Raw genomic sequence first — 20,858 nt, forward strand, 5'->3', positions numbered from 1 at the left:
CGGAGAGGCTGATCGTGGCGACGGCTCCGTTCAAGCCCACGATCAGCGATCCCGGGCTGCGGGGGCGTCTCTACGAGCTGCTCGAACGCGATGACCTGCCGCAGTCGGGCGGCTCGCGGTTTGCCCGGATCATCATCGCTATCATCGCCGTTGACGTGCTGGCGGCGATCCTGGCCTCCGTGCCCGAGATCGACGCGCAGTTCGGCTGGCTGCTGACGGCGATCGAGATCGCGGCGGTGGCCGCTTTCGCACTGGAATATGCCGCGCGGCTCTGGAGCGTGGTCGGCCACTCCCTGCGCGACATGACGCCGCTGCAGGCGCGGCTGGAATACGCCTTCTCGGCGCTCGGCGTGATCGACCTGCTCGCCTTCCTGCCGTCGGCGATTGCGCTTGCGATCGGTGACAAGACCGCGCTGGTGCTGTTCGGCATGCTGCCGTTCCTCAAGCTGGTGCGCTATTCGACCGCGATGCGCTCGCTGCTGGCGGCGCTGCATGCCGAGCGGCGGACGCTGTTCGGCTGCGTGGTGATCCTGACCGGCGCGGTGCTGCTGTTCGCCTCGCTGCTCTATGCCATCGAGCACAAGGTGCAGCCGGACAAGTTCGGCACCATGCCGCAGGCGATGTGGTGGGCGATCGTGACGCTGGGCACCGTCGGTTACGGCGACGTCGTTCCGGTGACGCCGCTCGGGCGGATCGTCACGGTGGTCGCGATCGTAGTCGGCTTTGCGATGATCGCGCTGCCGGTCGCGATCATCTCGACCGCATTCGCCGACGAGGTCCGGCGCCGCGACTTCGTCGTGACCTGGGGCATGCTGGCGCGGGTGCCGCTGTTCTCGCATCTCAACGCCGCCGATATCGCCGACATCATGCGGTTGTTGCGCTCGCAGACCATCGAGGCCGGCGAGGTGCTGGTGCGGCGCGGCGATGCGGCATCGTCGATGTATTTCATCACCGCCGGCGAGGTCGAGATCGACCTGCCGAACCAGCGGGTGCGGTTGTCGGACGGCGCATTCTTCGGCGAGATCGCACTGCTCCGGCGGACCAGCCGCTCCGGCACGGTGACGGCAATGCGCAAGACCAAGCTGCTGCTGCTCGACGCGCAGGACTTCCATGCTCTGGTCGAGCGCATGCCGGCGCTCGCCGCGCATGTCAGGGAGACCGCCGAGGCGCGGCTCGCCGACCCGCTCACGGCCGGTGGCGACCTGGCTGTCGCCGAAATCGCCCAGGCGCCGCACGAGACCGACGGCGGCATCCGCGATTAGTTTTGACGCGTTTTCTTCACGCGAACCCACTTCGCTCGAAAACGCTTTGGTCTAGTCGCGGCGCACGAACACGTAGTCCGCCGAATACGCCGCGCCCTTTAGCGCGCCGACCTTGTCGCAAGCGCCATTGAGCTCGCCGCCTGAGGTATTGATCCGCTGCACGGTGGCGACGCTCGACAGCAGGCCGTTGCCGCGGTGGGAGATCACCTCGAGCTTCAGCCAGGGAATATCCGCAGGGGTCGCGCCGGGCGCGGTGCCGGCGGTACGGGCAGTCACGGCGCTGCCGTCGACATGCTCCCAGTTCGGACCGGCATAGTGGCGGCCGACCGTGCGGCCGTCGGCGATCAGGGTGGCGACCGGTTCACGGAACGACCAGGCGAGCTTGCCGTCGGTGACCGGCTTGCACTCATAGACCTGCACGCCCTCGGCATGGACTGACAGGACCGGGATCTCGCCGGGCGCCGCGACGGCGTCGGGCAAGGGAGGCATGGGATCGGCGGCGAGGGCCGCCGATCCGGTGAGCAGGAAGGATGCGAGCGCTACGGCTCTGACAAGGGCCATGATGAACGCTCGCTATTGCCGTTCGGCGGCCTCAGGCCGCCATCGCCTTGCCGAGATTCTCGGCAACCTTGTCGAGGAAGCCGGTGGTCGAGAGCCAGCGCTGATCGGCGCCGACCAGGAGCGCGAGGTCCTTGGTCATGTAGCCGTCCTCGACGGTCGCGACGCAGACCTTCTCCAGTGTGGTGGCGAACTTCGCCAGCTCCTGATTGTTGTCGAGCTTGGCGCGATGGGCGAGGCCACGGGTCCAGGCGAAGATCGACGCGATCGAGTTGGTCGAGGTCTCCTTGCCCTTCTGGTGCTCGCGGTAGTGACGGGTCACGGTGCCGTGGGCGGCTTCGGCTTCAACGGTCTTGCCGTCCGGGGTGAGCAACACCGAGGTCATCAGGCCGAGCGAGCCGTAGCCCTGGGCCACGGTGTCGGACTGCACGTCGCCGTCGTAGTTCTTGCAGGCCCAGACATAGCCGCCGGACCACTTCAGCGCCGAGGCCACCATGTCGTCGATCAGGCGGTGCTCGTAGGTCAGGCCCTTGGCCTCGAATTCCTTCTTGAACTCGCGGTCGTAGATGTCCTGGAAGATGTCCTTGAAGCGGCCGTCATAGACCTTGAGGATGGTGTTCTTGGTCGAGAGATAGACCGGGTAGTTGCGCAGCAGGCCGTAGTTGAGCGAGGCGCGGGCGAAATCGATGATGGAGTCGTCGAGATTGTACATCTCCATCGCGACGCCGGCGCCGGGCGCCTTGAACACTTCGCGCTCGATCACGGTGCCGTCCTCGCCGACGAACTTCAGCGACAGCGTGCCCTTGCCGGGGAACTTGATGTCGGTGGCGCGGTACTGGTCGCCATAGGCGTGGCGGCCGATGATGATCGGCTTGGTCCAGCCGGGAACCAGGCGCGGCACGTTCTTGCAGATGATCGGCTCGCGGAAGATCACGCCGCCGAGGATGTTGCGGATGGTGCCGTTCGGCGACTTCCACATCTGCTTGAGGCCGAATTCCTTCACCCGGGCCTCGTCGGGGGTGATGGTGGCGCATTTGACGCCGACGCCGACCTTCTTGATGGCTTCGGCGGCGTCGATGGTCACCTGGTCGTTGGTTTCATCGCGGTATTCCATGCCCAGATCGAAATAGAGCAGCTCGACATCCAGGAACGGGTTGATCAGCTTGTCCTTGATGTGCTGCCAGATGATCCGGGTCATCTCGTCGCCATCGAGCTCGACGACGGGGTTGGATACCTTGATTTTTGCCATGACGGGGAGGCCCTCTTGGGAACGGCGCGCTTTTGACGGCGGGGGTGGAAATACGCCTGCGCTATAGCACCGCCCGGGGACGGGCGAAAGCGCACCGGTTATGCACTTTCAGCCCATCATTTCATCGAGAACCGCCATTCTGATGGCGGCTCTCGGTCCACTTTCTGTGACGGGTTTTCTTCACGCGAACCGGTGCCCACTTCGGCTTGAAAACCCTCTAAAACGGGACCTGCGTCGCGGTCCCGGCCACGATGTACCAGGTCACGAACAGGCCCGCGATCAGTGCGCCGGGCAGGCTCGATCCGGTCCGCCGCCAGGTGAAGGTCGCGATCACGGCGACGATTGCGAGCAGCGGCACGAACTGGATCGCGACGATGGTCGAGAGCGGCACGAAGCCGGGGTCCGGCAGCGGGTTGAAGAGCTTTCCGGTCAGCCACAGCGTGCCGTATTGCAGCACCAGCAACACGATGAAACCGAACGTCAGCGCCAGGATGTTGGTGAGGTAGAGCGTCCCTCGCGGGGCACCCATGGTCGAGAAATTCCGGTGCAGCACGTGCAGCGCCACGACGAAAAACGCCGTGAACGGAATCAGATAGATCAGGAAGATGAGGAACTGCTTCGCGCTCATCAACTTGAGTGCAACGATCCAGAACCTGAAGTCGATCTTGAATGCGAGGTCGGCGAGCCACAGCGCGGCGTAGCCCACCGCAACCGAGGCCACCGCGATCACGATGGATTGACCGACCAGCCTGGCCCGGGTGGTGCGCTTCGGGGCGAACGGCATCAGGGCCAGCGTGATCAGGCCGTTGACGATGGCCCAGATCAGGATCTGGTTGGTGATGCCCTGCGGCAGGAATGCACTCGGGGCCACAAAGGTGCCGCCCAGCGCGAAGGCCGGATAATAGGTCAGCGCCGGGATGAAGGCGGCCAGGATGAACGCCGTGGTCCAGCGCCGGCCCTTGGCCGCCTCATGCGGCGGCATGGTGCCGTCGGCCACCGCCGGCAGCCGCAGGCGGGAGAACATCGGCGCTTCCAGCAACCCGTCGAACGTCCCGATCACCAGCGCAACGAAACCGATGAGGGCGATGAGCGTGGCGATCTCCTTGCGGAACCAGATCTGGTCGTCGACCGGACGCGGCGTGCCGCCCTTCAACGTCTTGGCGAACCAGTCGAGGCTGTAGCCGATCGCCTCATGCGAGATGTGCTCGGCCGGATGGGTCATCGCCGGCGTGTACAGCACCCGCGCCGTGCCGGCGGCCGGATCGCCATAGACCTTGCCCGGCTCGACCGCGCCTTGCGTGCCGAACAGCGCCCAGAGTTTCGGGCTCGTGGTGACGTCGCGGGCGAGGTCGACGCCCCACATCAACTCGGGGAATTCCTCGTATTGGGCGAACACCAGCGCAGTGTTGCGCGGCCAGCTCGTGGTGCCCTCGGCGGCGAATGGTTTGCCGGTGGAGGAGCCCTCGAGGACCATCGACTTGTAGTCGTTGGGCATGGCTGCTGCGGCGGCCAGCACGGTCCAGCCGCCCATCGAATGGCCCTCGAGCCCGATGTTGTCCTTGTCGACGAATGGCAGGCCGCGGAGATAGGCGAGGCCGTCAGGCCCGCCGAAGCCGTTGGCGAAGGAGGGCGGGTCGCTGTAGCCGTGGCCGGTCTGGTCGAGCGCCAGCACCACATAGCCGCGGCGGGCGAACTCGATGGCGAAGCCGTCCTGGGTCTCGCGCGAATTGATATAGCCGTGGACGGCGAGGATGCCGGGCGCCGGGATTTGCGCCGTCGCATTCGCCGGGACATAGAGCAGGGCGCTCATGGTGTTGCCCTTGGCGCCCTTGAACCTGACATCCTCGATCCGGATGCCACCTGCAGTCTGGGTAAAGTGGGCGAGCAGGCCCCCCGCCACAATCAAGATCAGGCCCACAATCGCCAGCGTCCATCTGCCCCGCATTATCGTCCCCCCAAGTGCTTCGACCCCAACTGCCTCGCCGTTCAACCGGCGTCTCAAGCGTGCCTTTACAGCTTCGCTTTGGTTGTGGTTGATAGCCTATCCGAAGGCGAAGCGCGCGCAAGCGGCAGCCTTGGTTCTGCGCGATCGGGATTCCGATTGAGGATTCGCAATCGCCGCTAACCCTGTTATCTCCTTGGAGAAATTGGTCCCGCGCAAAACCGGTGCAAAGCTGGTGGATGCTGCTCGATGCAGCCCTTGGGACCTCCGCATGAGATTTTGAATCAGCCGCTTCGGAAGCTGATTCAAAACCTTCAGATGTTGAATCAGAAAGTGAAGTGAGATGTCCGGCACCGACAAGACCAAGGCAGGGCACGACCTTGCCGGTCCCGTCGTCATCCTGGTCGAGCCGCAGCTTGGCGAGAACATCGGCATGGCCGCACGCGCGATGGGCAACTTCGCGCTGGCCCGGATGCGCATCGTCAACCCGCGCGACGGCTGGCCGAACATCGCCGCCGAGCGTGCCGCCGCCGGTGCCGACCACATCATCGGTTCGGTCGAGCTGTTCGACACCGTCGAGCGGGCGATCGCCGATCTCACGCTGGTGTTTGCAACCACCGCCCGCGCCCACGACCAGGCCAAGCCGGTGGTCGGACCGGAAGGCGCAGCGGGCGAGATCGTCCGCCATGTCGCATCCGGCGGCGGGGCCGGCATCCTGTTCGGGCGGGAGCGCTCCGGCCTGACCAACGACGAGGTTGCGCTCGCCAACCGGATCATCACGTTCCCGGTCAACCCGGGCTTCGCTTCGCTCAATCTGGCACAGGCAGTGCTTTTGATGGGCTACGAATGGTTCAAGCTTTCGACCGCGGGCGCGCTGCCGTTCGCGATGCCCGAACGGTCCGAGCCGGCCTCCCAGCACCAGATGCAGGCCTTCTTCGACAACCTCGTCGCCGAGCTCGACAAGGTCGAGTTCCTGCGGCCGGCCGAGAAGCGCGACACCATGCTGGTCAACCTGCGCAACATCTTCACCCGGATGGACCCGACCAAGCAGGACATGCACACGCTGCACGGCGTGGTGATGGCGATCGCCGAGGGCCGCAAGGGTCCCGCCAAGGGCGGCGTGCTCGACGGCGCCCAGGCCACGCGGCTGCGGGCGCTGCTCGCCGAGCAGGGAGGGGGTGGCGCGGTCGCCGACAATTCCAGCACGGTGCGCGGGCTCGCCCGGCTGCTCCGCCGCAACCCGACCGACGCCGAGCGGATCCTGTGGCAGGCGCTGACCCGCGACCGCCGCTTCGCCGGCCAGTTCAAGCGCCAGACCCCGGTCGGCCGCCACATCCCGGACTTCGTCTCCTTCGTGCACCGGACCGCGATCGAGCTGGTCAATCCCGGCGAGAGCGAGGCCATCGCCGCCGACCGCGCCAAGCGCCGCGCCTGGCTCGAGGCCCGCGACTACCGGGTGATCGACATGCAGGTGGCCGATGTCGAGCGCGACCTCGATGCCGAACTGGCGCGGCTGGAGGCGGGACTTCAGCAAGGGCGGTGAGCTTTCGCAGCTTACTGGTCTGCGGTGCAAGAAAGTGATTGAGGGCACGACTCCTTCCACGTGTCGTCCCTGCGAAAGCAGGGACCCATACTCCGCGGCCCACGTTGTGAACGGGACTCGTCGTCCCGCCATCGCACAACGATGCTCATTCGTGGTTATGGGTCCCTGCTTTCGCAGGGACGGCATCGAATTTGTGGCACGGTCGGTCAGCCAAACGTTAGCATTCTCGCGACATGATCTGTCCGAGCTTTGCTCTTTGCATTTCTGATAAAGCGAAATATTTTTGCGCGCGGGGCTTGCGCCGTCGGGCAACTCAGTGATCGGCGCGTGAGGAAAGCCAACTTAAACCTTGAGTCGGCCTCCGTCGGTCGATCTAATGCCGTTGGACCGCGTGGTGACGCGGTGGTTGGACCTGAAAGCGATTGACCGCTCGTCTCGCTGCGAGTTGCGGGGGCAATAGCGTCCATGACCATTCGAAAGAAATTCTTTCTGCTTGCCGGTATCCTGTTGGCGTTGTTTGGGGCCGTCGTCGGCGCGCTGGCATACACTCAAAAGCTCGATCGCGATCAGCTCGCGAACATCTACCAATATGAGCTGCCGTTATCCAATCTGATCGCTGAATTCGACGTCGATACCGACAGATATGAGCTTCGAATCCTGCGCGTGCTGCGCTCGGACTTCACTCCCGACGAACATAAGGCCGCAGCAGCGGAGATAAAGGCGCTGGCGGACGAAATGCGGAGCACTGTGACAACGAGCGACGCCTTGGTAGCGAAAGCCATTCGGGACACGAGCTACGATGCCGATGATCGCATCGCGCTGGCGCGGATCGGCGGAGTCCTCAAATATCTCGAGCGAAGCCTGGAAGAATTCATTACGGTCGGGGAGACGACGCTGGCTGCGGCCCAGGCAGGCAAGCGCGAGGAAGCTCGACAGACTTCTCTCGGGTTCGCCCGGTTTGCCCAGGCTTTTGGTCCCGACCTCTCGCAAATCCGTCACGATCTAAGCGATCTGACGAGCCGATCGACAAACACGGTGCTTGGGCGACAGCGGCTCAACGCGTATCTGAGCTTCGCGTTGTTCGTCGCGGCTTGCGCTCTCGGCCTCGGCATCAGCGCAGTCGGGTCGACGCGCGTCGTTGCCGGCTTGCGGCAACTCGTTGCGAGTACCAGGGCTGTTGAGGTTGGGGGCGATGTCCAACCGGTCTCGATCCGTACCCGAGACGAGGTCGGCGAATTGGCACAAGCCTTCAATCGCATGCTCGAGGAGCTGCGCGAACGCGACCGGCTGAAGGATACGTTCGGGAAATTCCTCGACCCCAGGCTTGTCAGCCGGTTGATCGCCAGCGGGGCCGATCAGGCCGAGCGACGTAACCTCTCGATCTTCTTCTCGGACATCAAGCATTTTACAGGCATCAGCGAGCAGCTCACGGCCGGAACCATCGTCAATCTTCTCAATGAGTATTTCGGCACAATCGCAAATGTCATTCACGCCAACCGCGGGATCATCGACAAATATATCGGGGATGCCGTGATGGCGTTCTGGGTCGCCCCATTCTCGGCAGGAGACGATCATGCCCGCGATGCGTGCTGCGCCGCCCTTGCACAGCAGCAAGCCGTTGCGGTCCTCCGGTCGCGATTGCCTGAAATAACCGGCATGCGGCGGAATGCGCCCGAACTCGTGATCCGGATGGGTATCGCCACGGGCGATGCCGTCGTCGGGACGATCGGATCAGAGGCGGCGCGCTCTTATACGGTCATCGGCGACAGCGTCAATCTGGCGTCGCGGCTGGAGGGGCTCAACAAGGTGTACGGCACCCTGATCCTGATCAGCGAGGAAACCTATCGGCTTGCCCAAGCCGACATTGAGGCGCGAGAGCTCGACTTCATCACGGTGGCCGGCAAGACAGAGCCGGTCCGCATCTACGAGCTCATGGCGCCAGCCGGACAGCTCGAGCCCGCTCAGAGCGAATTGCGCGAAAAGTTTGCAGCTGTCCTTGTCGCCTATCGCAAGCAGGATTGGGACGGCGCGCTGGCTGCGATCGAAGAGTGCTTGCAGATCGCGCCCGACGACGGACCGGCGCAAGCCCTTTTGCAACGGATCGGACTGTTGCGATCCGACCCGCCGGGACCCGCCTGGGACGGGATTTGGCACCATCTGAAAAAGTAGCGGGGATGTTGGCTTGCGCGTTCGGCAGAAATTCCTTCGCGTAACAGTCCTGATCCCTGACTTCGATTTCCTTCGCCTAAGGGTTCTGCAGAAGATCAGGCGGCGCTGTAGCCGCCGTCGACCACCTGCGATGCGCCCGTCATGAAGGACGCCTTGTCCGAGCACATCCAAACCACGGCTTCGGCGATCTCCTCGGGTACGCCCAGGCGACGTACGGGCACCTTGGCGATGATTTCGTCGTAACGTTCGTCCATCGTCTCCTTCGTCATGGGCGTTTTGATGTAGCCGGGATTGACGCAATTCACGCGGATGCCGTCCTGGGCGTATTCGATCGCGGCCGACTTGGTCAGCCCGACGACACCATGCTTGGTCGCCACGTAGTGGCCCGACGTGGCGAGACCGACCAGCCCGGCGATCGAGGCGGTGTTGACGATCGCGCCGCCGCCACCCTGTTTCAGCATCTGCGCGACCTCGTATTTCAGGCACAGGAACACGCCCATCAGATTCACCGAGAACATCTTCGCCACCGAGGCTTGCGTGAGTTCATGGATGCGCTGGCCGGGCGGGCCGACGGATCGCCCGGCCACGCCGGCGTTGTTGAACGCGCAATCGATGCGCCCAAACGCCGATACCGTGCGCGCTACCATGTTGGCGACCTCAGCCTCGTCGGTGACGTCGCCTCGGATCGCGATCGATTGGCCGCCCGCGGCGTTGATGAGCGCGACCGTCTCATCGATGCCGTCCTTTGACAGGTCGGACACCGCGACGCGCGCGCCTTCGCGCGCCATGGCAATCGCCGTTGCCCGACCGATGCCGGAGCCGCCGCCCGTCACCAATGCAGCCCTGCCGTCCAGAATGCCTGCCATGACAAACTCCTCTCGCGCTTTCTCTCGATTGCGATCACGCCTTCGAGATGCCGCCGTCGATCACCGGCCCCAGGATTTCGTAGCGTTCGCCGTTGAAACGGACCAGCTGCAATTGCTCTAGCGGGTAGTAGTCGGTCGGCGAGGTGTTGACCTTGATGCCTGACAGCAAGAGGTCGGATTCGAAATCCTTCAGGTTCGCCGCCTGCTTGATGATGCTTTCGGACGAGACATCGTCGCCGCACTGCTTGAGCACCTGAACCATGACCTGGCTGACGACATAGGCGGTCGCGGCGTAGATGTCGTTCTTGGCGGCCGCCGGATCGTATTTGTCGAGGAAGGCGCGCCATTTCACAACCGCGGGATCGCCGTCCCAGGTGGCATCGACGGGGTCCTTCATGTAGGCGCTCGAGATGATGCCCTTGGAGATGTCGAAGCCCGCAGCCTTCAGGGTCGAGCCCGCGGACGACGCGTTGTTACCGATATAGTGCGTCGGTTGCCAGTTCAGCTCGGCGATCTTCTTGATGCCTTGCGCTGCGAATTTCGGCGTCGTCATGCTCATGAACACGGTGGCGCCGGCGGATTTGCATCGCACCACCTGGCTGTCGATGGTCGGATCCGAAGTCTCATAGGACAGCTCGGCTACGATCGAGGATGTCTTGGCGCCGAGCCCGTCCTTGAAACCCTTCAACACGTCGCGGCCGAAGTCGTCGTTCTGGTAGATGATGCCGATCTTGGCATCCGGCTGCGTCGCCAGCACGTGCTGCGCGAAGGTGCGCCCCTCGATCTGGTAGCAGGGCATGAATCCCATCGTGTACGGGAAATTCTTGTAGTCGCCGAACTTGGTGGCGCCCGAGGCGATGAAGAGGTGCGGGACCTTCTTCTGGTTCATGTATTTCATGATCGCCGCATTGGTGGGCGCACCGAGCGGCGAGAACAGGACATCGATCTCGTCGCCTTCGACCAGCTTGCGCGCCTGCTCCACGGTCTTGGCCGGGCTGTAGGCGTCGTCATAGGTGATGTACTTGATCATGCGGCCGTTGATGCCGCCTTGCTCGTTGATCATCTTGAAATAGCCGCCGGGCGTGCGGCCGATCGACGAATAGACCGCAGCCGGTCCCGAATAGGCATCGATGTTGCCGATGACGATCTCGGTCTTGCCTTTGGCAATCGCAGGCCTGCCGAGCAGCAGCGTGGCTGACGTGGCAGCAGTACCCTTGATGAGATCGCGGCGGGTTGGCCGGGGTGAACGGTTGCTTGTCATTGCATCCTCCGCTTCTTCTTGTTGGCCGTTTTGGCATTGTTGGCCGTTTGACAGCCTCTGACGGGCATCTCCGCGTCAAGCATTCCATGATGCTTGATCCGGATCAGATCAGTTTAAGAGTGCGGCACGGCGGAACTTGTGTGCAGGCGCTACCTTCAGGAATATTGGCGCGGTGTCAGGGTGCGGAACGGCGCGGCGGATCGAGTGATCCACCGCGCCGAATGCAGAGGCCGATCAGGCCGCCAGGGCCCGGCTCGCCGTGCGACCGTGCGCGCTGAGCTCGCGCACCGGGAAGACGCGGTCATAGGCGATGTTGAACACGAACGCGTAGACCAGATAGAACGCGACGATGGAGATATCCATCATCAGCGCGGCCCACAGCGAGACGCCGAGATACCAGGCGACGAACGGGATCAGCAGCACGATCAGGCCGGCCTCGAACAGCATCGCGTGTGCGACGCGGATCGGCATGGTCTTGGCGACACGGCCGGTGAAGCGGACCAGCGCATGGTCGAAGCCGAGGTTGAACAGCAAGTTCCAGATCGTCGCCACCGTCGCCGAGACGACGCCGATGACGCCCATATGGGCGACCGGCTGATTGAACAGCCAGGCGGCCGCCGGCGTGAAGATGGCGATACCGATCAGTTCGAACAGGACTGCGTGCCTGACCCGGTCGGAGAAGGAACGCATAGACATTTTGAAACCCTTTCTTGTCGTTGTGACCGGATTTCTATCTGATATTGTGGGATCATGAAGTTAGATGATATCTGGAAAAGAGATAGATGACCGTTTCCATGGACCAGCTCGAATCCTTCGTGGCGGCGGCCGAGCAGGGCTCGTTCTCGGGTGCGGCACGGCTCCTGAAGAAGGCGCAGTCGGCGGTCAGCACGCATGTCGCCAACCTGGAAACCGACCTCGGCGTTGCGCTGTTCGACCGGGCCGGTCGCAACCCGGTGCTGACCGAAGCAGGCGCGCGGCTCTTGCCCGAAGCAAAGCTGATCCTCGATCGCCGCGAGCACCTGATCGGTGTCGCCAGCAGTTTCGAGGCGCATGTCGAGAAGCGCCTGGTGGTGGCGATCGACGAGCTCTATCCGGAGAGCGCGGTGGGGGAGTTGTTTGCGGAATTCGCGGAGCGATTTCCCCATGTCGAGCTGGAGCTGCTGTTTCCGATCATGGAGGACGTCAGTCGCCTCGTGCTCGACGGCAAGGCCGATGTCGGCGTGATGTGGCGGCAGGAGCATCTGCCGCCCGAGCTCGGCTTCAAGACCATCGGCTGGGTGCCGTTGCAGCTCGTATGCGGCAAGAACCACCCTCTGGCACATGAGCGGGTCGATTGGGAGGAGCTGAAGCGGCATCGCCAGATCATGGTCACGGTGCGCAACGAAGGCACCGAGCGGCACAGGCTTCGGGTCGCAGCCGAGGTGTGGTGGGTCGAGAGCCATTGGGTGATCCTGCAGATCCTCAAGCAGGGCGTCGGCTGGGCGCTGATCCCGGCCCACATCATGGCGAGTTCGCAGGTCGCCGAGGACCTGGCCATTCCCGAACTGGAGTTCGACGAGGGCGCGCATCCCGTCGCGCTCGAAGTGGTCTGGCACAAGCAGCGGCCGGTGGGACCGGCGGCAAAGTGGCTGCGTCGCCGTTTCGCCACGCGACCGCCGATGCTTCGCATGTGACGGGACAGGCGCGCCGCTCATCGCATGGTGAGCTGACATCGCGGCCGCGATGTGTTGCCATGCCCGCCGCAGTGACCTGACGGGGTGGAGACGATGGCGAAGCAATTGGAAGGCAAGGTCGCGGCCGTGACCGGAGCGGCGTCAGGCATCGGACTTGCGAGCAGCGAGGCGATGCTCGCGGCAGGCGCGCGCGTGGTGATGGTCGATCGCGATGCTGCCGCGCTCGAGGCGCTTTCCGGCAAGCACGGCAATGCGGCGATCCCGCTGGTGCTCGACCTGCTCGACCCGAAGGCCTGCGCGACGCTGCTGCCGCGGGTGCTCGAGAAGGCCGGCCAGCTCGATATCCTGCACGCCAATGCCGGCATCTATGTCGGCGGCGACCTCGTCGATGCCGACACCGCCGCGATCGACCGGATGCTGAACCTCAACGTCAACGTGGTGATGAAGAACGTCCACGACGTGCTGCCGCACATGATCGCGCGGGCGACCGGCGACATCATCGTCACCAGCTCGCTCGCCGCGCATTTCCCGACGCCGTGGGAGCCGGTCTATGCCTCGTCGAAATGGGCGATCAACTGCTTCGTGCAGACGGTGCGGCGCCAGGTCTTCAAGCACGGCATCCGCGTCGGCTCGATCTCGCCCGGGCCCGTGATCAGCGCGCTGCTGGCGGACTGGCCGGCGGAGAAGCTTGAGGAGGCGAAAGCGGCAGGCAGCCTGCTGGAAGCCAGCGAGGTCGCCGAGGTCGTGATGTTCATGCTGACCCGGCCGCGCGGCATGACCATCCGCGACGTCGTGATGCTGCCGACGAATTTCGATCTGTAGGCAACATCGCGCCAATACCGTCGCCGGCGCGCCGTTGTGGCGCAGGCAACGAAAGGTTGTGTTGCGGGCAGGGGCTTTGCTACTAGTCTCCCGGTGGGCGTGGGGGACAAAGTGACAGAACGGATAAAACGTGCATTCGCCGCAAAGGCGATGATGATTGCGCTTGGCGTGTTGTTGGCGCCGATTCCGGCTGCTCGTGCACAACTTCTCCTGCCGGCCAAGTGCGCCGTAGCCGGAAATATCAGCCTGGATGATCGCATTGCAGGTTGCACTGCCTTGATCGACGCGATGTCGACCAATTTGCAAGGGGCGATCTCCGCGCATTTTCGACGCGCCACGCTCTATCTTGATAAGGGCGACGTTGATCGGGCAATCGAGGACTACAATTTCGTCGTCGAGCGCGATCCGAACAATCAGATCGCCCTTCTCCGCAGGGCGTGGGCGTATAAACGGAAGGGCGAGATCGATAGAGCGCTTGCCGACTACGGTCGAGCCATCGAACTCGCTCCAAAAGACACCTACGCATACCTGGGACGGGCTGGCGCCCACTTGATCAAGAAGGATGTTGACAGCGCGATCGACGACTACGGCCGAGCCCTTCTAACCCATCCCGACAATGTGGCTGCGTATGTCGGCCGCGGGCGCGCCTACAATCTCAAGGACGAGCCAGATCGGGCCATAGCTGACTGCAATCGTGCGATCGAGATCAGCCCAGAACGCGGGACGGGGGTGGGCCTCATTTGCCGCGGACACGCTCACATCATCAAGGGCGACATCGAGCTGGCATTGGACGACTTCAATCAAGCTATCCGTTTCAATCCAAAAAATCCCCTGCCTTATGTTGGTCGCGCCAGCATCCTTCGCGCTCGCGGCGACCTCGAACTGGGACTATCCAACATCAAGCAGGCGATCGAGCTGACCCCGAACGATCCTCAACTTCATCGCTGGGTGGGGAGCGCTTACTTTCAAGGCGGGCTCCTGTCGGAAGCGCACGACGAGTTCGTCCGCGCCAGCGAGCTCGATCGGAAGGATGTTTACACACTGCTATGGCTCGACCTCGTGCGCCAGAAGACGGGCCAACCAAGCGGACTTGATGAGGCCTCCGGGCGGCTCGACCAGTCGCAATGGCCGGCGCCGATCGTTCGCTTGTTCCTCGGCGCCACAACGCTGGAGGCGGTTATTAAAGCCGCCGACGATGCCAATCCGGTCAAGGTGAAGGGGCAGCTTTGCGAAGCGCATTTCTATGCCGGCGAGCTGGCGCTGGCGAAAGATGCAACGGACGAAGCCGTGCGGCTGCTTCGCCTCGCCGCGGACGGATGCCCGAGGATCTACTTTGAATGGGCGCCAGCCAATGCCGAGCTTCACAAGCTCGACACAAAGCACTGACGACGTTTTGCCGATCGCTGCGCCGCGTTCCTGCCGGATTTCGCCTCAGGCGGCGCCGCGATCGAGCGCCGGCGTTGGGTCCTTCTTCGTCAGCCGGCGCAGCGCCGCCACATTGGTGGCGACGGAGGCCATGCGGCACTGGGCCTTGCCTTCGGACTTGGCTTCATAGAGCGCGGCATCGGCAACCGCCAGCAGCTCCTCGGCCTCGGTGCCGTGTTCGGGCGACACCGCGACACCGACGCTGACGCCGACCTTTGCGAAGATGCCGTCGGCGAGCCGGTAGGGCATCGTGACGGCCTGGATGATGCGATGGCCGACCGCGAGCGCCTGCTCGGCGGTGACGCCGTTCGCCAGCACCACGAATTCATCGCCGCCGAGCCGCGCGATCACAGCGGTCTCCGGCAAAGCGCGCCGCAGCCGCTCGGCCGCCAGCATCAGCACCTGGTCGCCGGCCGCGTGCCCATAGGTGTCGTTGACCGGCTTGAAATTGTCGAGGTCGAAGAACAGCAGCGCAAACGGTCCGCCATTTCCACGAGAGGCCGCCAGCTTCGCGTTCAGCGCGGCGACGAAGCCGGCGCGATTGCGCAAGCCGGTCAGGGTGTCGTGATGGGCAAGATGGCCGTTCTCGCGCTCGGCGCGCATGGTGGCGATCAGCATTTTGTTGAGGCGGAAGGCCGCGACCGTCATCGCCGTGAGATACAGCGGTACCTGCATGACGACGATCAGGAGCAGCGGTTCGCCGGCAAGGGCCGCTCCCGGTACGATCGGGCCGAGGCTGAGCAGGATCATGGTTCCGGCGAGGCGTGGCGCGCTGAAATTGCGGAAGCAGATGCCGCCGACCATTGCGGCCGCCGACAACGAAGCCAGCAGCGCAACCACCCAGTCGCCGCTTGCGAGGCTGATCAGGATGCCGAAGCCGACGCTGGCGCTCCAGGCGACCGCAAGGACGAGGTGCAGATCGGTCGGGGTCGGCCGCTGCTCGCGCGCCGCGCGATGCGCAACCACGAGCACCGCCAGTCGCGAGAGGCAGATGACGAGTTCGAGGACGACCCAGGTGATGAACAGCGCGGTCGACTCGCGAATCGCAATCACGGCCGCGACTGCGACCGTATTGACCGCGCCGGCCGCGAACACCGGCAGCGAGCCGTAGAGATCCCCGATCAGCGCCGCGCGGATGTCATCCGGCACGCCCGGTCCGGCGTCGGCGAGCCAGCGCGTCACGCCCCAGCGCGGCTGGCTGTATCGTCCTTTTTCGGACTGCATTGTTCTTGCCCCGTACTTTCGGTTGGCAAGAAACCTGACCGGCCCTAACAGGTCTCTAAGGTCGGCCCCCGATCGCGCAACGTGCTTGACGAGCCGTAAAGCCTGGCGGCGCCGCCGCGCCATCCCGAAAGCCGCCCGATCATGGCGTGGTCATTCGGCTGTCACCTCGCTCGACTGTGATGCGCCGAGAAGCCGCAACAGCGAGGCGTGGCATCCATGACGTATCTTGGCATTATCTCGACCTGGATCGGCATCGCCGCCTGCATCCTGCAATCAGCGCTGTTCGCCGGTCTCAATCTTGCAGTGTTCAGCCTCAGCCTGCTGCGGTTGCAGATCGAGGCGGACAGCGGCAACAGGAACGCGGCGCGGGTGCTGGAGCTACGCAAAAACTCCAACCAGATCCTGGCCACCGTCATCTGGGGCAATGTCACCACCAACGTGCTGCTGACGCTGCTGTCGGACTCGGTGCTGGCCGGCGTCGGCGCGTTCCTCTTCTCGGCCTTCGCCATCACGCTGCTTGGCGAGATCTTCCCTCAGGCTTATTTCTCGCGCAACGCGCTGGCGATGACCGCGCGGTTTCTGCCGTTCCTGAATTTCTACCGCGTCGTGCTGTTTCCGCTGGCGAAGCCGACCGCCATGGTGCTCGACTGGTGGCTCGGCTCGGAAGGCATCACCTATCTGCGCGAGCAGGATATCCGGCAGATGATCGCCCGCCACGTCATCGCCGGTGGCGACATCAGCAAGGTCGAGACGACCGGCGCCCAGAACTTCCTCGACTTTGACGACATTTCCGTCTGCGACGAAGGCGAGGTGATCGATCCAGCCAGCATCCTCAGCCTGCCGCTCGCCAATCAGCGCTGCGTGCTGCCGAAATTCGACCGTGTCCCCGACGATCCGTTCCTGCGCCGGATCGATGCGTCGGGGATGAAATGGGTGATCGTGACCGATCCCGCGGGCGAGCCGGTGTTCGTGCTCGACGCCCATCACTTCCTGCGCGATGCGCTGTTCAACCAGCTCGAGAGCGATCCGACCGCCTATTGGCACCGTCCGATCATCGTGCGCGACGCCAGGGCGCGGCTTGGCGATGTGATCGGGCTGATGAAGGTGATGCCCGAGACGCCGGGCGACGACGTGATCCAGCACGATTTGATCCTGGTGTGGAGCGCCCAGAAGCGCATCATCACCGGCTCCGACCTGCTCGGACGGCTGTTGCGCGGGATCGCGACCGTGGAAAAGCGATCGGCGGCCTAGACCGCGACCAGCTGCTCCGCCGCGCCGCCCGCGCGCTTCGCCTTCTTCAGCTTCGCCGGCGCGAACAGATTGCCCGCGGCAAGGCCCGCGGTATCGGCAACGGTCGGATCACACGACACCATGGCGGCGACGATGGCGCCGTCGATCAACAGCGCCAGCTGATGCGCAAGCACGGTGGGCTCGGCCGCGCCCATCTCGCCGGCGAGCTTCTCGATATGCGCCAGCACCACCTTCTTGTGCTTCAGCGCGATGTTGCGGAATTGCTTGGCATCCTTGTCGTGCTCGGCGACTGCGTTGATGAAGGGACAGCCGTAAAAGCGTTCCTCGGCGAACCATGTCTTCAGGGCAGGGAAGATCCGCGAAAGCTTGGTCTGCGGATCGCCGCCGCCGGCCTCGATCGCGCCGATGAACCATTCGCGCCACTGCCGGCCTTCGCTCTCCAGCACCGCATGCACCAGATTGGTCTTCGAGCCGAACAATTTGTAGAGCGTGGTCTTGGCGGTTCCGGCCTCGTCGATGATCGCATCGATGCCGGTGGCGTTGATGCCGTTCTTGCAGAACAGATGCGTCGCCGCATTGAGCAGGCGCCCGCGCGCCGATTCATCGTCGCCGGCGGCGAACGCCGCGGCAGGTTTTTTCTTCGAAAGCGATTTGGCCATGCGCGGCAGTAAATCGGAGCGCGGCAAAATCATCAAGTCGCATCTTCAAGCGCGCATCCATGCGCTGAAAATAATCGCCGCCGCGCGGCATTTGCCGGGCGATTGAGCAGACCGGCGCTGATCAATCCGCAGGCAGCCTCGCTTAAGCGCCTGCGCGATTTCACCTTTTGATTTGGTGGCGGACTGGCACGCTTCGTGCAGGAAACAGACCGTTCGGTATCCTGACCATTTCCATCGCTCCCAGGGAGAAAACTGATGACCGCTGTCGCTCAAAAAACCGCTCTGACCGGCTGCCTCGCGCCGATCGACAAAGGCGGGCTCGAGCAGCTCATTGCCAACGGCAAGGCCAATCCGAAAGTGATCAAGACCTTGAAGTGCAGGACGGTCGCCGAGGGCAAGTTCCGTCACGCCAACTACATCCGCAACCTCGCGCCCTATATCGTCGATGAGCCGCCGGGCCTGCTCGGTGATGATACCGCGCCCAATCCCTCCGAAGCCTCGCTCGCCGCGCTCGGCTCCTGCCTTGCGGTCGGCCTGCATGCCAACGCCGTGCATCGCGGCTGGATCGTCAACAAGCTCGAGCTGGAGCTCGAGGGCGACCTCAACATAACAGCAGTGTGGGGCACCGGCGACGTCAGCGAGAAGCCGGTCGGCTTCACCGATGTCCGCGTCAAGGTCGACATGGAATGCGAGGGTGTCTCCAGGGGCGAGATCGATGCGCTGGTGGCCCATGTGAAGAAATGGTCGCCGGTCGCCAACACCTTCACCCGTCCCGTCAATCTCGAGGTCAGCGCTTAAGCGCCCGACCGGCAATTCAAGGTGCGGAGACCGTCCATGAGTTCACTGGCTTTATCGCGGGTCGCAGCTCGAGATCCCGCACCGACGATTACGGGCGAGGTTGCGCGCCTCGCCCGCCAGGAGCTGGCGCCGCTCGCATCCGCGATCGATGCCGGCTCGGTCTATCCGGGTGAATTCCTGCGCCGGCTCGGCGAGGTCGGGGCGTGGAGCAGCCACGTGCCGCAGGAAGGCCCGGCCGACCTGCGCTGGGCCATCCAGTCGATGGCTGCGATCGGCGAGGTCTGCGGCGCCACCGCCTTCATGGCCTGGTGCCAGAACACGCTGGTCTGGTACGTCGCCAATTCCACCAATGTGAAGCTCGCCGCGCGCTTCGGCAATTGCTTCTCCAGCGGACGTGCGCTTGGCGGCACCGGGCTCTCCAACCCGATGAAGAGCTTCTTCGGCATCGAGCGGCTGAAGTTGAAGGGCCGCAAGGTTGACGGCGGCTACATCGTCCGCGGCGCGCTGCCATGGGTGTCGAATCTCGGGCCCGACCATTATTTCGGCACGATCTTCGAGCGCGAAGACGAGGGCAAGGGCGAGTCCAGTGGGACGGTGATGTTCCTCGCCGACTGCTCGGATCCCGCGATCACACTGACCCCTTGCAAGCCGTTCCTGGCGATGGACGGCACCGGCACCTACGGCGTCCAGTTCCGTGACGCGTTCGTGCCGGACGATCTGATCCTCGCCGAGCCGGCTGCGCCCTTCGTCAAGAAAATCCGCGCCGGCTTCATCCTGCTCCAGGTCGGCATCGGCCTCGGGCTGATGCAGGACTGCATCAACATCATGGACGAGGTCCACGCGCCGCTCGGTCACGTCAACCGCTATCTGCCGCAACAGCCGCTGCAATTCCGCGAGCTCCATGCCGAGTTCGAGAAGGAGGCGATGGCGCTGGCACACGATCCCTACAATGCCGACGACAGTTACTGGCGCCGTGTCGTCGCGCTCAGACTGCGCATCGGCGATGCCAGCGTCGCGGTCGCACATGCCGCGATGCTCCATTGCGGCGCGCGCGGCTACCTGATGAGCCACCGCGCCCAGCGCCGGCTGCGCGAGGCCTATTTCGTCGCCATCGTCACGCCCGCCACCAAGCAGCTGCGCAAGATGCTGGCGGACGGCTGACGAGGAGTTCCGGACCACCACAACTGCAACCACAAACAGGAGAGAGCCATGACGGACGTTCTGATCACCGCCGGCGAACTTGCCGAGCTCGTCACAAAAGAGGCGTGTGTCATCATCGACACGCGGAATCCGGATGCCTATGCGGCGGGCCATCTGCCCGGCGCCGTCAATGTGCATGACATCTTCACGTTCCTTGCGACCTCGACGCCGGAAGGCATCCACGAGCTGAAGACCAAGTTCGCCGATGCGTTCGGTGCCGCCGGTCTCTCCGGCAAGGAGACCGCCGTGATCTACGAGCAGTCGATGAACTCCGGCTTCGGTCAGTCCTGCCGCGGCTACTATTTGCTGACCATGCTCGGCTATCCCAAGATCAAGGTGCTGCATGGCGGTTTCGATGCCTGGAAGGCGGCGGACCTGCCGGTCACCACAGACGTTGCCGTGCCGCTCAAGGCCGGCTTTGCGATCGTGCCGGAGGCCGGCGACATCATGATCGATGCCAAGGCGATGCTGGCGGCGGTCGGCAAGCCCGGCGTCGCGATCCTCGACGTGCGCGATGTCGACGAGTGGATAGGTGAGAGCTCGTCTCCGTATGGCAAGGATTTCTGCCCGCGCAAGGGCCGCATTCCCGGCGCGGTCTGGCTCGAATGGTACCGGATGATGAAGCCGACCGGCGAGGGCCCGCGCTTCAAGTCGAAGGACGAGATCCTTGCCGAATGCGCGACCGTCGGCATCTCGCAGACCACGCCGGTCTATCTCTACTGCTTCAAGGGTGCGCGCGCCTCGAATACGTTCCTGGCGTTGAAGAACGCCGGCGTGAAGGACGTGCGCATGTATTTCGGCTCCTGGAACGAGTGGTCGCGCGACGCCTCGCTGCCGATCGACGAGGGCTTGCCGACCGCTGCCGTCGTAACGGGCAAAGCGGCATAGAATCTGCATGTTTGGCGGCGTCCGACGGCGTAAAATGCCGCCGGACGCCGATCAATGCCGGCGTCGGC

The 20,858-nt window shown here is 64.0% G+C and carries 18 protein-coding genes; 10 read left to right on the forward strand and 8 right to left on the reverse strand.

What is annotated here, in order from left to right; translation table 11 throughout:
* The first annotated feature begins 11 nt into the window (after nt 1-11).
* Nucleotides 12-1,262: a cyclic nucleotide-gated ion channel gene (locus tag H8A95_RS01395; RefSeq protein ID WP_229181525.1), complete on the forward strand. Its 1,251-nt coding sequence runs from the start codon at nt 12-14 to the stop codon at nt 1,260-1,262.
* Between the two features lie 51 nt (nt 1,263-1,313).
* On the opposite strand, the gene H8A95_RS01400 is transcribed toward H8A95_RS01395, so the two are convergent.
* From H8A95_RS01400 to H8A95_RS01410, 3 genes are all read right to left on the reverse strand, one after another.
* Nucleotides 1,314-1,823 carry a DUF3455 domain-containing protein gene (locus tag H8A95_RS01400; protein WP_229181459.1) on the reverse strand — a complete coding sequence of 170 codons (510 nt, stop codon included), beginning with the start codon at nt 1,821-1,823 and terminating at the stop codon, nt 1,314-1,316.
* 31 nt (nt 1,824-1,854) lie between these two features.
* Nucleotides 1,855-3,069, reverse strand: a complete 1,215-nt coding sequence (locus tag H8A95_RS01405) for an NADP-dependent isocitrate dehydrogenase (protein ID WP_229181460.1) — start codon at nt 3,067-3,069, stop codon at nt 1,855-1,857.
* Between the two features lie 217 nt (nt 3,070-3,286).
* Nucleotides 3,287-5,014 carry an alpha/beta hydrolase family protein gene (locus tag H8A95_RS01410; RefSeq protein ID WP_229181461.1) on the reverse strand — a complete coding sequence of 576 codons (1,728 nt, stop codon included), beginning with the start codon at nt 5,012-5,014 and terminating at the stop codon, nt 3,287-3,289.
* A 340-nt stretch (nt 5,015-5,354) separates the two neighbouring features.
* Here H8A95_RS01410 and H8A95_RS01415 point away from each other — a divergent pair, with 340 nt between their 5' ends.
* On the forward strand, nt 5,355-6,554 hold the full coding sequence (locus tag H8A95_RS01415) for a TrmH family RNA methyltransferase (RefSeq protein ID WP_229181462.1): 1,200 nt from the start codon (nt 5,355-5,357) through the stop codon (nt 6,552-6,554).
* 663 nt (nt 6,555-7,217) lie between these two features.
* Nucleotides 7,218-8,723, forward strand: a complete 1,506-nt coding sequence (locus H8A95_RS01420) for an adenylate/guanylate cyclase domain-containing protein (protein WP_229181463.1) — start codon at nt 7,218-7,220, stop codon at nt 8,721-8,723.
* A 95-nt stretch (nt 8,724-8,818) separates the two neighbouring features.
* On the opposite strand, the gene H8A95_RS01425 is transcribed toward H8A95_RS01420, so the two are convergent.
* The 3 genes from H8A95_RS01425 to H8A95_RS01435 all read right to left on the reverse strand — a co-directional run bounded on the left by H8A95_RS01425 (nt 8,819) and on the right by H8A95_RS01435 (nt 11,546).
* Nucleotides 8,819-9,589 carry an SDR family NAD(P)-dependent oxidoreductase gene (locus tag H8A95_RS01425; protein ID WP_229181464.1) on the reverse strand — a complete coding sequence of 257 codons (771 nt, stop codon included), beginning with the start codon at nt 9,587-9,589 and terminating at the stop codon, nt 8,819-8,821.
* Nucleotides 9,590-9,623: 34 nt separating this feature from the next.
* Nucleotides 9,624-10,850, reverse strand: coding sequence for an ABC transporter substrate-binding protein (locus tag H8A95_RS01430; RefSeq protein WP_229181465.1), 1,227 nt, complete (start codon nt 10,848-10,850; stop codon nt 9,624-9,626).
* Nucleotides 10,851-11,084: 234 nt separating this feature from the next.
* Complete coding sequence (locus tag H8A95_RS01435; protein ID WP_229181466.1) at nt 11,085-11,546, reverse strand: PACE efflux transporter; 462 nt, start codon at nt 11,544-11,546, stop codon at nt 11,085-11,087.
* An 86-nt stretch (nt 11,547-11,632) separates the two neighbouring features.
* Between H8A95_RS01435 and H8A95_RS01440 the strand changes: the two genes are divergently transcribed.
* From H8A95_RS01440 to H8A95_RS01450, 3 genes are all read left to right on the forward strand, one after another.
* Nucleotides 11,633-12,523 carry a LysR family transcriptional regulator gene (locus H8A95_RS01440; RefSeq protein ID WP_229181467.1) on the forward strand — a complete coding sequence of 297 codons (891 nt, stop codon included), beginning with the start codon at nt 11,633-11,635 and terminating at the stop codon, nt 12,521-12,523.
* Nucleotides 12,524-12,616: 93 nt separating this feature from the next.
* Nucleotides 12,617-13,345, forward strand: coding sequence for an SDR family oxidoreductase (locus tag H8A95_RS01445; protein WP_229181468.1), 729 nt, complete (start codon nt 12,617-12,619; stop codon nt 13,343-13,345).
* 111 nt (nt 13,346-13,456) lie between these two features.
* The gene (locus H8A95_RS01450; protein WP_229181469.1) at nt 13,457-14,731 is read left to right on the forward strand and encodes a tetratricopeptide repeat protein; all 1,275 of its coding nucleotides are present in this window, start codon (nt 13,457-13,459) and stop codon (nt 14,729-14,731) included.
* A 45-nt stretch (nt 14,732-14,776) separates the two neighbouring features.
* Here H8A95_RS01450 and H8A95_RS01455 read toward each other — a convergent pair whose 3' ends face one another.
* Nucleotides 14,777-15,994, reverse strand: a complete 1,218-nt coding sequence (locus tag H8A95_RS01455; protein ID WP_229181470.1) for a GGDEF domain-containing protein — start codon at nt 15,992-15,994, stop codon at nt 14,777-14,779.
* A gap of 216 nt (nt 15,995-16,210) precedes the next feature.
* Here H8A95_RS01455 and H8A95_RS01460 point away from each other — a divergent pair, with 216 nt between their 5' ends.
* Nucleotides 16,211-17,245, forward strand: coding sequence for a DUF21 domain-containing protein (locus H8A95_RS01460; protein ID WP_229181471.1), 1,035 nt, complete (start codon nt 16,211-16,213; stop codon nt 17,243-17,245).
* On the opposite strand, the gene H8A95_RS01465 is transcribed toward H8A95_RS01460, so the two are convergent.
* Nucleotides 17,242-17,904: a TetR/AcrR family transcriptional regulator gene (locus H8A95_RS01465; RefSeq protein WP_229181472.1), complete on the reverse strand. Its 663-nt coding sequence runs from the start codon at nt 17,902-17,904 to the stop codon at nt 17,242-17,244. The two genes, H8A95_RS01460 and H8A95_RS01465, sit on opposite strands and share 4 nt — an antisense overlap.
* Before the next feature lie 255 nt (nt 17,905-18,159).
* On the opposite strand from H8A95_RS01465, the gene H8A95_RS01470 reads away from it, so the two are divergent.
* From H8A95_RS01470 to H8A95_RS01480, 3 genes are read left to right on the forward strand one after another with little or no spacing between them, the layout of a single operon-like run.
* A complete protein-coding gene (locus H8A95_RS01470; RefSeq protein WP_229181473.1) occupies nt 18,160-18,702 on the forward strand; it encodes an OsmC family protein in 543 nt (180 codons plus the stop codon).
* Between the two features lie 36 nt (nt 18,703-18,738).
* Entirely contained in the window at nt 18,739-19,863 is a 1,125-nt protein-coding gene (locus tag H8A95_RS01475) for an acyl-CoA dehydrogenase family protein (RefSeq protein ID WP_229181474.1), read from the forward strand.
* A 48-nt stretch (nt 19,864-19,911) separates the two neighbouring features.
* On the forward strand, nt 19,912-20,790 hold the full coding sequence (locus tag H8A95_RS01480; RefSeq protein WP_229181475.1) for a sulfurtransferase: 879 nt from the start codon (nt 19,912-19,914) through the stop codon (nt 20,788-20,790).
* Nucleotides 20,791-20,858 lie beyond the last annotated feature (68 nt).

This window comes from Bradyrhizobium oropedii (genome assembly GCF_020889685.1).
Classification (GTDB): domain Bacteria; phylum Pseudomonadota; class Alphaproteobacteria; order Rhizobiales; family Xanthobacteraceae; genus Bradyrhizobium; species Bradyrhizobium oropedii.